Genomic DNA, 13,020 nt, shown 5'->3' on the forward strand with positions numbered 1-13,020 from the left:
AGCGGCTACTGCGCCACCCAGTCGGTGAAGGACCGGGGAGCACCGAGCCAGTCGGTCCGGGTGTTCTTGCCGTTCGGCTTCGTGCCGGCGACGCGTACGGCGACCCGGACCTCGTCCGGCGAGCCGAGGGCCTCGCGCGAGATCCGGAACCGCACCATCTCCCGGTCGTAGTCGACCTTCATCCGGTACGACCCCTCGACCGGTTCGCCCCACGCCGAGCTCGCGAAGCCGTCGGTCGTCAGCAGCTGGTAGTCGGTGCCGACGAAGAAGCCGCCGGAGAAGACGTACTCCGGGCCGGCGTCGGCGGGGTCGGTGTCGATGAACACCGATCCCGACGAGCCGCTGCGGAACGACTCCCGGAGGTCGTCGTGCGTCGTGGTCACCACCACGTTGGCGGCCTTGTGCTGGACCTCCACCGAGAGGAGGTCGACGCCGTGGGCGAGGTCGTCGGCGTCGGCGATGCCGATGCCGTCGGCGGTCGCCGGGGCGAGCTGGGTCAGGGTGAGGGCGGCCACCGACAGGGCGGCGGCGCTGCGGAGGGTGCGGCGGGTCGACATGTTCATGCAGGAGAGACGCGCATTCCTCGTCCGAGGTTGCACTTCGGGTGCCTCCGTCTGACATCATCCCCACTCGACGCACGAACCGACGACCGAGGAGGGGACGTGGCATCCCCGCGGCGCACCCTCCCGACCGTTGCCTCCTACCTCGTGCACGCCTACACGGCCTCGGGACTCGTGCTGGCGTTCCTCGCCGTCGTCGCGGTGATGGAGGGCGCCACCGCGCGGTGCCTCTGGCTGTTCCTGGCCACGATGGTGGTGGACGGCACCGACGGCATGCTCGCGCGCTGGGTGCAGGTGAAGCGGCACGTCCCCTGGTTCGACGGCGCCCTGCTGGACAACATCGTCGACTACATCACCTACGCATTCCTCCCGATGGTACTGCTGTGGAGCACCGGCGCCCTCGGCGACGGCACGTCGGCGCAGGTGCTCGCCGTGGTGCCCCTGCTCGCGTCGGCGTACCAGTTCTGCCGGGTCGACGCGAAGACCGAGGACCACCTGTTCCTCGGCTTCCCGAGCTACTGGAACATCGCAGCGTTCTACATCATCGTGCTCGACCTGACGCCGACCGCCGCTGCGGTCGTGCTCCTGGTGTGCGCGGTGCTCGTGTTCGTGCCGATCGGCTACGTCTACCCCTCGCGGACGACCACGCTGCGGGCGACCACGCTCGTCCTGACCTGCGTCTGGCTGGCCAGCTACGCGGTCCTGCTCGTGCAGGCGCCCGACCCGAGCGTCGCCTGGCTCGCCGTCTCGGTGGCCTACATGGGCTACTACGTGGCCCTCAGCCTCTACCTGACCGCTCGCCGCGGCCAGCAGCCGGTCGCCGCCGGCGGTTGACTACCGCCCGACCCTCAGCCGCACGGGCACGACCTCCCCGAGCTCGACGTGCTCGGCCCGGCGCACGGCGTCCTTGACCGGCAGGAACCACGTGTCCTCGCGCGGGAACATGGCGGTGGTGAACTCGGTGCCGCCGATCCACGCGCGCACCGGGACGACGCCCCAGTAGGCGACCTCGGCCTTCACCTCGTCGACCAGGTCGGCCTCGTCGGGCGGCAGCGGCACGAAGTGGAACGGCGCGGGACCGCGCCACTCCACCAGCTCGCCGCTGAACTCCAGCTCCACGGGGCCAGCGTGGCAGAGGTTGCGGAACAAGTGAGGGCGGACGGGAGTCCCTGTGTCCCGTCCGCCCTCGTCACCGCGCCCCTGTGTGCACGGTGTCCCCCTGGAGAGGGGCTGTGTCGGCGCCTACTGCAGCGCCGCGACGGCAGCCACCACGTCGACGAGGCCGTGGCCCTTGTCGTACGACGTCGGGCCGAGGGGCCCGGACTGGTAGGCCGCTCCGTCGGTGAACCTGTGGGCCGAGGACTTCAGCGCCTGCTCGACCTCGGCCGGGGTGGCGGTGGGGTCGGCCTGGAACAGCTGGGCGACGATGCCGGCGACGTGCGGCGCGGCCATCGAGGTGCCGCTGATGGTGTTGAACGTGCCGATGTCCAGGGGGCCGGGGCCGTTGCGGAAGTCGAGGCCCGTCGCACAGATGGCGAGGTAGGGCCGGCAGGACGAGGTGATGGCCTCGCCCGGGGCCGAGACGTCGGGCCAGGTCGAGGGGTCGGACGACAGGCCGCGCGAGCTGAAGTCGGACACCGTGCCGTCACGCGTGCCGGTGTCCTGGTCGAAGTACGACGCCACCGACAGGATCCCGCCGGTGGGGTCCTGGCCGGGCGGGTTGGTCAGGCTCTGCGAGCCGTCGCCGCCGTCGTTGCCGGCGGCCCAGACCGTCACCACGCCCTTGGCGGCGAGCGCGCGCTGGAGCTTCACCGTCGCGGACTCGGGGTCGAACTCACCGCCGCCCGAGGGACCGTAGGAGTTGTTGGTGACCTTGATCGGCGGGCACGTGGACGCCGGGACGCCGGCACCGCACGGGGCGGCGTGGTTCTCCAGCACCCAGTTGAGCGCCGAGTCGGCGCCGAGGATGACGATGCCGGCGCCGGTCGAGATCGACACCAGCTTGGCGCCGGGCGCCGCGCCCTGCAGCGTGCCGCCGTCGCCCAGCGTGGTCGGGCGCCCGGCGACGATGCCGCTCACGTGGGTCCCGTGGCCACCGACGGACAGCGTGTCGGTGTCGACGATGTTCGGCAGCCTCTGGACCGAGCAGGTCTCGGTGAGCGGCTCGCAGAGCGCCTTGAGGTTGGCGACCACGGCGGACGAGCCGTCGGCCTCCTCGAAGTAGGGGTGGGTCGGGTCGACGCCGGAGTCGATGACCGCGACGCTGACGCCCGTGCCGGTGAGCGGCGTGCCGTCGGCGCCGGTGAGCGTGGCAGCCGCCTCAGCGCCGCGGGTCGCGACGTTCGACGTCTCCTGGAAGAAGTCGATCGGCTGCGCGCCGCCCTCGACGTACGTCACGCCCGGCTGGCTGCGGACGGCACCGATCTGGCTCTTCGAGGCGTTCGCGATGACCACCCCGATCCTGCGGAACTCGCCCACCTTGCTCATCCCCGTCGCGGCCACCGCCTCGCGGGCCGCGGTGAGCGAGGTGCCGTGGACCATCACGGTGGTGCGGCCGGTGAGCGAGTCGAGCTGTCCGGCGAGGAAGTCGGACACGTTCGCGCGCTCGGCAGCGGGGCCTGCGGCTGCGGCGCCGCCGCCGGTCTTGAGGGTCGCCATCGCGGCGAGGACGGCCGCAGAGGCGGCGAGCAGGGACGTGAGGCGTGACGTACGACGTGAATGACGAAGCGGCGTGGGGCGCACCGGGGTCCTCCGAGGGTGGGGGTCTGTTGCCCGTCCAACGACGACACGTGCGCCAGGTCACGCAGGGGTACGACGGCGGCGTTGTCCCGGTGGGGACAATGGGCCCATGACCGAGCTCCCCCGCAAGGCCGCAGCCCGCACGGCACGGCTGGCGGCACTCCCCCTCGGGTACGCCGGACGGCAGGCGGTGGGGCTGGGCAAGCGGCTCGGCGGCAAGCCTGCCGAGGCCGTGCTCACCGAGGTGCAGCAGCGCACCGCCGAGCAGCTCTTCCGCACCCTCGGCGAGCTCAAGGGCGGGGCGATGAAGTTCGGCCAGGCGCTGAGCGTGCTGGAGGCGGCGCTGCCCGAGGAGGTCAGCGCCCCCTACCGCGAGCACCTCACCGCGCTCCAGGACTCCGCTCCCCCGATGCCCACCTCGACCGTGCGCCAGCAGCTGTCGACGTACCTCGGCGAGGACTGGCAGGAGCGGCTGGTGTGGCTCGACGGCGCACCGACGGCCGCAGCGTCGATCGGCCAGGTCCACCGCGGTCGCTGGCTCGACCACGCCTCCGACGAGCCGTCCGAGCGCGAGGTCGCGGTCAAGGTGCAGTACCCGGGCGCCGGCGAGGCGCTGATGTCCGACCTGCGCCAGATCTCGCGGGTCGCGCGTGGGGTGGCGCCGGTCTTCCCGGGGCTCGACATCAAGCCGCTCGTCGCCGAGCTGCAGGCCCGGGCGGCCGACGAGCTCGACTACCACCTCGAGGCCGAGGCGCAGTCGGCGTACGCCGAGGCCTTCGCCGACCACCCCGACATCGTGGTGCCCGCCGTGGTCTCGGTCGGCGAGCAGGTGCTCGTGACGGAGTGGATGGACTCCCCGCACTCGCTGGCGCACGTGATCCGGGAGGGCACGCAGGAGGAGCGCGACCACTACGGCGAGATCTTCGTGCGGTTCCTGTTCGAGGGCCCGAATCGCACCGGCATGCTCCACGCCGACCCGCACCCGGGGAACTTCCGCGTGCTCCCCGCCCCGGACGGCGGCCTCGGCCGGCTCGGCGTCCTCGACTTCGGCGCCGTGGCCAGGCTGGAGGACGGCGGCATGCCGCCGGCGACCGGGCGGTTGATGCGGATCGCGCTGGACAACGACGAGGAGTCGCTCGTCGCCGGCCTGCGCGCCGAGGGCTTCATCAAGGACCGGATCGAGGTCGAGCCGCGCCAGGTGATGGAGTACCTCGCGCCGTTCGTCGAGCCCGCCGCGCAGGAGCGCTTCACCTTCACCCGCGACTGGATGCGCGAGCAGTTCGAGCGCGTCAACGACCCGCGCTCGGAGGCCTTCACCCTCGCGATGAAGCTCAACCTGCCGACGTCGTACCTCCTGATCCACCGCACCTGGATCGGTGCCATCGGCCTGCTGAGCCAGCTCAACGCCACCGCGCCGTTCCGGGAGATCCTCGAGGAGTCGCTGCCCGGCTTCGCCGACTGACCGTTGCCGTTGCTGGTGGTGCAGTGACGAACCGCGACCGGGTGGCACCATGACGCCCATGGACGCAGCCACCACCACGTCAGCCGACGCCCTCGCCCGCTGGCACGCCGTCGTCGAGAGCCGCGACCCGGCCGGCCTGTCCGCGCTCATCGCCGAGGACGCGGTCTTCCGCAGTCCTGCGGTGCACACGCCGCAGGTCGGCCGCGACACCGTCGTCGGCTACCTCACCGCCGCGTTCACCGTCCTCGGACCGCACCTGACCTACGAGCGCGAGTGGCTCGCCGAGGACTCGGCCGTCCTGCAGTTCCGGACCGAGGTCGGCGGCCTCGACGTGTCCGGCATCGACATGATCACCTGGGACGCCGACGGGCGGATCGTCGACTTCACCGTGATGGTCCGGCCGAAGAAGGCGCTCGACGTCGTCATCGAGCACATGGGTGCCGAGCTGCTTCGGATGCTCGAGGCAGCGGGTCACCGGTGATGGTCCACCATGGGATGTCGCTGGACCCGCACTTCCCACGGTCAGCTCACCGTGGGAAGTGCGGTTTCGCCTGCATACCGTGGTGAACCGTCAGCGCGGGCGCTGCTCGACGAGCCCGACCGTCGTCCCCTCGGGGTCGACGAAGAACGCCATCCACTCGTCGGTGCCCGCCGGGCCGAGCGTGTCGTCGTCGTGGCCGAAGATCACGTGCGGCTCCGAGGTGATCTCCACGCCCTTCTCCCGCAGCCCGGAGACCGCCGCGTCGATGTCGTCGACGGGCAGGTAGATCAGCGCCCCTGGTGCACCCCTGTCCATCAGCAGGCGTACGCCGTCGAGGTCGAAGAACGCCAGGCCGGGCGGGTCGAACGTCGCGACGGGCTGCACGCCGAGGAGCTCGGCGTAGAAGGCGGTGGTGGCGTCGAAGTCCGTCGCCCGCTGGGCGACCTGCACGAGTCGGGGCATCGGGCCAGTGTGCTGCGACGGGAACGACCGCGCCAGCCTCAGACCCAGAAGCCCCGCCCGCCGTACCAGTCGCCGAAGTGCTCGCGGTACGACGACGCCGGCCCGCGGGAGCCGAGGTAGGACCCCACCACCGCGGCACCGAGGTCGTCGAGCTCGGGGCTGACCATCCGGCCGTCGACCCGCCGGGCCATCGAGTCGATGAAGCGGGCCAGCCCCGGGTCGTCGCCGAGACGGAAGAACGTGACCTGGGCCCCGAGCCGCGCCGCCGCGTCGAGCTCGCGCACGGAGTGCGCGATGGTCAGCGGGTGCGGCGGGTAGGAGAACCACACCTCCCCGTCGGCCTCGAGGTGCGCGGTGGGCTCGCCGTCGGTCACGACCAGCAGCACCGGCTGCGCGTTGGGGTGCTTGCGGAAGAACCGGTTGGCCAGCAGCAGGCCGTGGTGGAGGTTCGTGCCCTTGGCCCAGCGGGCGTCGAGGGCGGTGAGCTCCTCGATCTCCATCACCTGGGCGTGCCGGCCGAAGGCGATCAGCTGGAGGTCGTCGCCACGGAAGCGCGAGCGGACCAGCTGGTGCAGCGCCAGCGCGGTGCGCTTCATCGGCACCCACCGCCCGTCCATCGCCATCGAGAAGGACGTGTCGACCAGCAGGGCGACCGCGGCCTGGGTGCGGGCCTCGGTCTCGACCACCTCGATGTCGTCGACCTGGATCCGCACGGGCCGGGTGCCGCCGTCGCGCAGGACCGCGTTGCCGATGGTGCGGGGCACGTCCCACGGCTCGGTGTCGCCGAACTCCCACCGCCGGGTGGAGCCGCTCGGCTCGCCCGCGAGCCCCGTCGTACGCGTCTCGCGGGCGCCGGAGCGCCCGCTCATCCGGTCGGCCACGTCGCGCAGCAGCGCCTTCCCGAGCTGGCGCATGGCCTTGGGCGAGAGCCGCAGCTCACCGTCGGAGCCCCGCTTGAGGTAGCCGCTGTCGCGCAGCGCGCGCTCGAGCTCCTGGAGGGTCTTCGCGGCCACCGCCGCCTCGTCGCCCAGCTGGCGGGCGAGCGCGTCGAGGTCGACGTCGTCGAGCCGGGCGCCGTGGTGGGACTGGGCGAGCTGGTCGGCCAGTGCGTCGAGCTGCGCGAGGTCCTGCAGCGCGCCGGTGCCGTCGCCGAGGCCGAGCCCCTGGTCGCCCTCGAAGCTCTCCGAGCCCGACCAGTCCTCGCCGGGACGGAGGGCCTGGAGGTTGGCGTCCATCCGGGCCAGCTGCTCCATCAGCTGCGGCGAGCCGAAGGCCTGCTGCGAGAGCTCCATCAGCTCCTGCCGCTGCTCGGGCGTCATCGAGCTCAGCATCCGCTGCGCCGCGGCGGCCCGCTGGGCGAGCGAGTCGAGGAGCTCGTCGATGTCCTGGGGGTCCTCGGGGAAGAAGTCGCCGTGCTTGTCCATGAACTCGGCGAAGTCCTCGTCGGTGTCCTCGCCCCGGGCGTGCTTCTCGAGCAGGTCGTTGAGGTCCGAGAGCATCTCCGCGATCGCCTGCCGGTCCTCCTCGGTCGCCCCCTCCATCGCCTGCTTCATCCCGGCGAAGCGCTGGTCGAGCAGCTCGCGGCCGAGCAGGTCCTTGATCTGCTCGTAGGCCTCGCGCGCCTCGCCCGAGCGCCAGTCGTACGACGACAGCTCGCTCACCGCAGCGGCCGTGGACGACGGCAGGTTGTCGAGGGTCATCTCCCGCAGCGTGCGGTCGGAGTCGTCCATCGTGATGTCGCGGGCCAGCTGTCCGCGCTCGGCGAGCACCGCCTTGTCGAGCAGCTCGCGCACCTCGCGGAGCGTCCCGTCGAGGTCGTGGCGCTGGAGGATCTCGCGCCGGCGCTCGGCCACGCGCCGGGCCAGGTCGTCGAGCCCGGCCTGGTCGGTCCCGCCGCGCCGCAGGAACTCCCGCATCGCGTGCTCGGGGCTGTAGCCGGCCATCACGTCCTGGCCGATCTGGTCGAGCGCCTCCGCGAGGTCGACGGGCGGTGCCAGCGGGTCGCCGCCCTCGTAGCGGTGGAACCGCGAGCGGTCCTTGGCTCGGCTCATCGTCGGGTCACCGTGACCTCCCCGCCGACCGCCCGCGGGATCTCCGCGACGTCGGCGACCTTCGCCACCAGGGCGTCCACCTGCGCCGCGCTCGCCCGCGAGTCGACGACGACCCCGTAGGTGACGGCCGTCGACGACCACGTCGTGGTGTCGAAGTCCCCGGAGACCTCGACCAGCACGCCGTCGACGGCGACGTCCATCGGCGCTGCCTCGCGGAGCACGTCGTTGAGCACGCAGCAGCCGATCGCGGTGAGCAGGAGGTGGGCACCGGTGCCCCCGCCCTCGACCGCGATGCCGCCGTCGGTCCACGCGTGCGGGACGACGTACGCCGCCGTGACGTCGCCCGCCCGCGACCCCGCGGCGACGCGCACCTCGAAACCTGCCGTGCTCATCGGGCCCGATCCATGGGCAGCTCCTTGCGCATCCAGACGTCATCGGGCCACGGGCCGCCGTCGACCCGCTCGACCTCCTCGAAGCCCTGCGCCCGGTAGAAGTCGTAGGCCTGCGCGTTGCCGTCGACGACCTCGAGCCAGAGCTCGTCGCCCTCGACGAGCGCCTCGATCCCCGCGAGCAGCCGGCGCCCGATCCCGCGGCCCTGGTGGTCGGGGTGGACGTAGAGCTTCCACATCACCTCGCGGTCGCCGGTGACGTACGGGAAGTCCCGGTAGGACCGGGAGACCCGGCCGAGGTTGGCCATGGCCACGACCTCGCCGTCGACCTCGGCGACGAGGTGGGTGTTGCGCGCGAGCGACGTCTCGAAGACCTCGGGGACCCACCACTCGTCGAGCATCCGCTGGGCGTACGCCGCGTCGATCGGCCCGTACGTCGACGGCACCACCGCCTCGCCGAGCGCGCGGAAGCCCGGGATGTCGGCGACCGTGCCGGCGCGGAAGGTGGGTTCCGAGGCTCGCTGCGCACGCACCTCGACCAGCGACGGAGAGTCAGCCATAGACGGTCTCCCCGGCATCGGCGTCCTTGCCGATCCGGCGCGCGAGGTAGAGCCCCTCCAGCGCCAGCTCGAGGGCTCCGGCGCGCTCCCCGTCGTTGGTGGCGCCGAGGCGGTCGCAGACCTGGTCGTAGAGGTCGGACTCGCCCAGCACGGGCAGGCCGGCGAGGAAGTCCCGGGCGCCGACGCGGGCGCCCGTGGTGACCATCGCGCCCTCCTCGATGGCGTCGACGAGCAGGCGCAGGTCGATGCCGGCGAGGTGCGCCCGCACCGTCTCGGCGATCGAGGTGCGCAGCAGGTGGGTGAGGATCTCGGCCTCGCGGCCCTCCTCGCCGGTCTCGAACTCGATCTTGCCGCCGAGCACGTCGACTGCCGTCTCGAGGTCGACGACGCGGGCCACGGCCTCGTCCTCGCCCTGCGTGGTCGCCCGGTGCAGCGCGGCAGCGGCGATCGTCTCGGCGCCGGCGATCGCGAAGCGGGCGCTCACGCCGGAGCGCTGGTCGACCGACTGCGAGTCGCGCAGGTTGGCGGTGAAGCGGGCCAGGACCTCGAGGAGGTAGTCGGGCACCTCGGCCACCAGCTCGGCCTCCTGCGCGATGACCGCGATCTCCTCCTCGACCTCGCGCGGGTAGTGGGTGCGGATCTCGGCGCCGAAGCGGTCCTTGAGCGGGGTGATGATCCGGCCGCGGTTGGTGTAGTCCTCGGGGTTGGCACTGGCGACCACGAGCACGTCGAGCGGCAGCCGCAGGACGTAGCCGCGGATCTGGATGTCGCGCTCCTCCATCACGTTGAGCATCGCGACCTGGATCCGCTCGGCGAGGTCCGGCAGCTCGTTGATCGCGACGATGCCGCGGTGGCTGCGCGGGATCAGGCCGAAGTGGATGGTCTCCGGGTCGCCGAGGTGGCGGCCCTCCGCGACCTTCATCGGGTCCACGTCGCCGATCAGGTCGGCGACCGAGGTGTCCGGGGTGGCCAGCTTCTCGGCGTACCGCTCGTCGCGGTGGCGCCACGAGATGCGCAGGTCGTCGCCATAGGTCGCCGCGGCCTGGCGCGACGCGACGGTGATCGGCTCGTAGGGGTGCTCGCCGAGCTCGGACCCGGAGATGACCGGCGTCCACTCGTCGAGCAGGCCGACCAGCGAGCGGAGCAGCCGGGTCTTGCCCTGGCCGCGCTCGCCGAGCAGCACGATGTCGTGGCCGGCGAGCAGCGCCCGCTCGACCTGCGGGATGACGGTGTCCGCGAAGCCGTGCAGCCCCGGCCACGGGTCCTCGCCACGACCGAGCCGGTCGATCAGGTTGTCGCGGATCTCCTCGCGGAGCGTCTTGAGCTGGTGGCCGCTCTCGCGGAGCTGGCCGAGCGTGCTGGCGTCAGGGTGCTGGCTCTGGGTCGTGCTCTGGGTCTGGCTCTCGGTCACGTCGTCCACGCTAGACCCAGCGGTCAACGTGGAGTGCGCTCGAAGTCCGCGATGGTCCGGGGGGCTCGCCCGACTCCGGGCCCTGCGGTCTGCCCCGTGGGGGACCTTCGGCCCTGCCTGCGCCCGCGGCCGCGAGGGAAGGTGGGAGTCGATGACGAAGGAGACTCCCATGCGAACCATGCTCGACCTCTCGCGCGAGGACTGCGTGCGCCTGCTCGGCGCGGGCATCGCCGGACGGGTCGCGGTGGCCACCCCGACGGGGCCGCACATCGTGCCCGTGAACTACGCCGTGGCCGGGGAGTCGACCCTGGTCCGCACCACGGCCTACAGCCTGCTCGGGACCTACGGTCGCGATGCCCAGCTCTGCTTCGAGGTCGACCAGTTCGACTACGAGAACCAGCGCGGCTGGAGCGTCTCGGTCCGCGGCCGGGCCAGCTTCGTCGACGACCCGGACGAGCTCGCGGAGATCGCCCGGCACTGGGAGCCGCGGCCGTGGGCGGAGGGCCAGCGCAACCTCGTCATCCGCATCCCCTGGACCGAGCTCAGCGGTCGCCAGCTCGGCGGCGGGTGGGATCCCTGGGCACACCTCCCCGTACGTCGCCTCGCCTGAGCACGTCCCGGGTGCGCCACAATCGGCGGTGTGACCCACACACCGGACCTCGGCGCTGACGCCCGCTCCCTGCTGGAGGCGGTCACCGCGATCTCCAGCGACCTCGACCTCGACCTGGCCCTGACCCGCATCATCGAGGCGGCGACCGCGCTCACCGGCGCCCGCTACGGCGCGCTCGGGGTGCTCGGTCGCGACGGCGAGCTGGTGGAGTTCGTCACCACCGGCATCGACGACCGCACGCGCGCGGCCATCGGCGACCTGCCCCGCGGGCGCGGCATCCTCGGCGTGATCATCGACGACCCCTCCGGCCTGCGCCTGGTCGACCTTTCCGCCCACCCGTCCTCGGTCGGCTTCCCGCCCAACCACCCGCCGATGACGACCTTCCTCGGGATGCCGGTGCGGATCCGGGGGACCGTGTTCGGCAACCTGTACCTCACCGAGAAGACCGGGGGTGGGCCCTTCACCGACGAGGACGAGCGCTTGGTCGAGGAGCTCGCACGCACGGCCGGCTACGTCATCAGCAACGCCCGGTCGTTCGCGCTGAGCGAGCGGCGGCGGCAGTGGCTGGAGGCGTCGGCCGACCTCGCCGAGCTGCTCCAGCCGCCCGTCGACCTGCCGACCGCGCTGCACCAGATCGTCTCCACCGCGCGACAGGTCTCCGGGGCGGACGCGGTCGCGGTGTGGTCCTCGCTCGGGCCCGAGCACGACACCCTCAGCGTGGCGCCCGACGCCGACCCCGAGGAGGTCGCCCGGATGCTCGCCACCGCGCGCGAGGCGACCGGCGCCGGGCCGGGCAGCCCCGTCACCACCACCCGTGTCGACGGCGTACCCCTGGTCGTGGTGCCGCTGCGCTCGCACCTCGCGCCGGTGACCGCGCTCGTCGCCGTGACCAGCCCCGGCTCAGGGCTCCTCGACGTGCAGGAGCGCGACCTGTTCGCCGGGTTCGGCGACCAGGTCGGACTCTCCCTCGACCGCACCCAGGCGCTGGCCGACCGTCAGGAGATGGCGCTGCTCTCCGACCGCGAGCGGATCGCCCGGGACCTGCACGACATCGTCATCCAGCGTCTGTTCGCCACCGGCCTGCAGCTGCAGGGGGTCGCGGCGATGGCCGGGGACAGCGCGGTCACCGAGCGGCTCGACAAGTCGGTGGCGGAGCTCGACGACACCATCAAGGCCATCCGCGGCACGATCTTCGAGCTGCAGGACCGCCGCGGCGACTCCCTGCGGGCGGCCATCCGCGGCCTGGTCAAGGAGTACGTCCCGGTGCTGGGCTTCACGCCCGTGGTCCGCACCTCCGGGCCGATCGACACGGCCGTGCCGCCGGCCCTGGGCTCGCAGCTGCTCGCGGTGCTGCGCGAGGCGGTCTCCAACGTCGCCCGGCACGCCCTCGCCGACTCGGCCGAGGTCGACGTCATGGTCGGCGCGGACCTGCTCGAGCTGCGGGTGGCCGACGACGGGGTGGGGCTGCCGGGCGAGGTCTCCGAGAGCGGCCTGCGCAACGCGCGCCGCCGCGCCGCCGATCTCGGCGGCACCCTGGAGGTATCACCGGTCGGCGAGCGCGGCACCGCGCTGGTGTGGCGCGTGCCCCTCGGCTGAGCCCACCACGCGGAGCTCAGCGGGACCACCTCGGCACACCAAGCGCGCACCAGAGGACCCGGCGCCGAGGGCGCCGGGTCCAGAGGGGGCCTGGTGTCATCGCAGGACGGGGTAGTTCTCCACCACCTCGGTGCGGTTCCACCAGCGACCCAGCCCCCAGGTGGTGCCGGCCGCGCCCAGGGCGAGGACCGCCATCACGATCACGCCGACGAGGTGGTCGTCGACGACCGGGTTGTTCTCCAGGGGCAGCACGGCCGCGTACATGAACGCGTACATCAGGGCGCCTGCCGCGGTGCCGATCCGCATCCCCACCCCGAGGAGCAGGGTCACGCCGATGCCGAGGAGGCCCAGCATGAACAGCCAGTCGACCCACGCCTGCCCGGCCAGGCCGGTGAAGAACCCGTGGAAGGGGTTGTCAGCAGGGACGCCGAAGGAGAGGAAGCCCTCGGTGGGGCTGCCGCCGTTGATCCACGCAGCGGGGCCGAACCGGTCCAGGTTGCCTTCCTGGTCGTAGCCGGTGTGGAAGCCGAGTGCGAAGGTCTTGTCGAGGAAGGCCCACAGGAAGGTGACTCCGTAGGCGATCCGCAGGGTGGCCAGGGCCCGGTGGAACCAGGGGCCGCGGTCGTTCTCTTCGTTGCTCACGCCGACCGGGGCTTCGTACGCCTCGACCTCGTGGCGGTGGCGATGGATGACGCTCAT

14 protein-coding genes are annotated in these 13,020 nt (G+C 72.4%); 5 read left to right on the forward strand and 9 right to left on the reverse strand.

Going from position 1 to position 13,020, the window contains the following annotated elements; all coding sequences use genetic code 11:
* Positions 1–5: 5 nt before the first annotated feature.
* A complete protein-coding gene (locus Q9S36_RS40685) occupies positions 6–563 on the reverse strand; it encodes a hypothetical protein (RefSeq protein ID WP_311290444.1) in 558 nt (185 codons plus the stop codon).
* Between the two features lie 99 nt (positions 564–662).
* Between Q9S36_RS40685 and Q9S36_RS40690 the strand changes: the two genes are divergently transcribed.
* Entirely contained in the window at positions 663–1,394 is a 732-nt protein-coding gene (locus tag Q9S36_RS40690) for a CDP-diacylglycerol O-phosphatidyltransferase (protein ID WP_311290445.1), read from the forward strand.
* Here the strand turns inward: Q9S36_RS40690 and Q9S36_RS40695 are convergent, their stop codons facing one another.
* On the reverse strand, positions 1,395–1,679 hold the full coding sequence (locus Q9S36_RS40695; protein WP_311290447.1) for a DUF1905 domain-containing protein: 285 nt from the start codon (positions 1,677–1,679) through the stop codon (positions 1,395–1,397).
* Between the two features lie 123 nt (positions 1,680–1,802).
* The gene (locus tag Q9S36_RS40700) at positions 1,803–3,302 is read right to left on the reverse strand and encodes a S8 family serine peptidase (protein WP_311290448.1); all 1,500 of its coding nucleotides are present in this window, start codon (positions 3,300–3,302) and stop codon (positions 1,803–1,805) included.
* 106 nt (positions 3,303–3,408) lie between these two features.
* Between Q9S36_RS40700 and Q9S36_RS40705 the strand changes: the two genes are divergently transcribed.
* Positions 3,409–4,761 (forward strand): AarF/ABC1/UbiB kinase family protein, encoded by a 1,353-nt coding sequence (locus Q9S36_RS40705; RefSeq protein ID WP_311290449.1) that lies wholly within the window; start codon positions 3,409–3,411, stop codon positions 4,759–4,761.
* Between the two features lie 58 nt (positions 4,762–4,819).
* A complete protein-coding gene (locus Q9S36_RS40710) occupies positions 4,820–5,242 on the forward strand; it encodes a nuclear transport factor 2 family protein (RefSeq protein WP_311290450.1) in 423 nt (140 codons plus the stop codon).
* Positions 5,243–5,332: 90 nt separating this feature from the next.
* Here the strand turns inward: Q9S36_RS40710 and Q9S36_RS40715 are convergent, their stop codons facing one another.
* The 5 genes from Q9S36_RS40715 to Q9S36_RS40735 are packed head-to-tail and all read right to left on the reverse strand — an operon-like array spanning position 5,333 to position 10,115.
* Positions 5,333–5,704 carry a VOC family protein gene (locus Q9S36_RS40715; RefSeq protein WP_311290451.1) on the reverse strand — a complete coding sequence of 124 codons (372 nt, stop codon included), beginning with the start codon at positions 5,702–5,704 and terminating at the stop codon, positions 5,333–5,335.
* A gap of 38 nt (positions 5,705–5,742) precedes the next feature.
* Positions 5,743–7,755: a VWA domain-containing protein gene (locus tag Q9S36_RS40720; RefSeq protein ID WP_311290452.1), complete on the reverse strand. Its 2,013-nt coding sequence runs from the start codon at positions 7,753–7,755 to the stop codon at positions 5,743–5,745.
* The gene (locus Q9S36_RS40725) at positions 7,752–8,147 is read right to left on the reverse strand and encodes an OsmC family protein (RefSeq protein ID WP_311290454.1); all 396 of its coding nucleotides are present in this window, start codon (positions 8,145–8,147) and stop codon (positions 7,752–7,754) included. Before Q9S36_RS40725 ends, Q9S36_RS40720 begins: the two co-directional genes overlap by 4 nt.
* Complete coding sequence (locus Q9S36_RS40730; protein WP_311290456.1) at positions 8,144–8,704, reverse strand: GNAT family N-acetyltransferase; 561 nt, start codon at positions 8,702–8,704, stop codon at positions 8,144–8,146. Before Q9S36_RS40730 ends, Q9S36_RS40725 begins: the two co-directional genes overlap by 4 nt.
* Positions 8,697–10,115 carry a sigma 54-interacting transcriptional regulator gene (locus Q9S36_RS40735; RefSeq protein WP_311290458.1) on the reverse strand — a complete coding sequence of 473 codons (1,419 nt, stop codon included), beginning with the start codon at positions 10,113–10,115 and terminating at the stop codon, positions 8,697–8,699. The genes Q9S36_RS40730 and Q9S36_RS40735 overlap by 8 nt, the downstream gene beginning before the upstream one ends.
* A 169-nt stretch (positions 10,116–10,284) precedes the next feature.
* On the opposite strand from Q9S36_RS40735, the gene Q9S36_RS40740 reads away from it, so the two are divergent.
* A complete protein-coding gene (locus tag Q9S36_RS40740; RefSeq protein ID WP_311290459.1) occupies positions 10,285–10,725 on the forward strand; it encodes a pyridoxamine 5'-phosphate oxidase family protein in 441 nt (146 codons plus the stop codon).
* Between the two features lie 30 nt (positions 10,726–10,755).
* Positions 10,756–12,321: a GAF domain-containing protein gene (locus Q9S36_RS40745; RefSeq protein ID WP_311290460.1), complete on the forward strand. Its 1,566-nt coding sequence runs from the start codon at positions 10,756–10,758 to the stop codon at positions 12,319–12,321.
* Between the two features lie 96 nt (positions 12,322–12,417).
* Here the strand turns inward: Q9S36_RS40745 and Q9S36_RS40750 are convergent, their stop codons facing one another.
* Positions 12,418–13,020 (reverse strand): hypothetical protein, encoded by a 603-nt coding sequence (locus tag Q9S36_RS40750; RefSeq protein ID WP_311290461.1) that lies wholly within the window; start codon positions 13,018–13,020, stop codon positions 12,418–12,420.

The organism is Microbacterium sp. ARD31, from assembly GCF_031844425.1.

Coding starts and splice junctions, on each gene's coding strand:
- Q9S36_RS40685 (WP_311290444.1), bottom strand. CDS start 563: ATGAACATGTCGACCCGCCGCACCCTCCGCAGCGCCGCCGCCCTGTCG.
- Q9S36_RS40705 (WP_311290449.1), top strand. CDS start 3,409: ATGACCGAGCTCCCCCGCAAGGCCGCAGCCCGCACGGCACGGCTGGCG.
- Q9S36_RS40710 (WP_311290450.1), top strand. CDS start 4,820: ATGGACGCAGCCACCACCACGTCAGCCGACGCCCTCGCCCGCTGGCAC.
- Q9S36_RS40715 (WP_311290451.1), bottom strand. CDS start 5,704: ATGCCCCGACTCGTGCAGGTCGCCCAGCGGGCGACGGACTTCGACGCC.
- Q9S36_RS40720 (WP_311290452.1), bottom strand. CDS start 7,755: ATGAGCCGAGCCAAGGACCGCTCGCGGTTCCACCGCTACGAGGGCGGC.
- Q9S36_RS40725 (WP_311290454.1), bottom strand. CDS start 8,147: ATGAGCACGGCAGGTTTCGAGGTGCGCGTCGCCGCGGGGTCGCGGGCG.
- Q9S36_RS40730 (WP_311290456.1), bottom strand. CDS start 8,704: ATGGCTGACTCTCCGTCGCTGGTCGAGGTGCGTGCGCAGCGAGCCTCG.
- Q9S36_RS40740 (WP_311290459.1), top strand. CDS start 10,285: ATGCGAACCATGCTCGACCTCTCGCGCGAGGACTGCGTGCGCCTGCTC.
- Q9S36_RS40750 (WP_311290461.1), bottom strand. CDS start 13,020: ATGAGCGTCATCCATCGCCACCGCCACGAGGTCGAGGCGTACGAAGCC.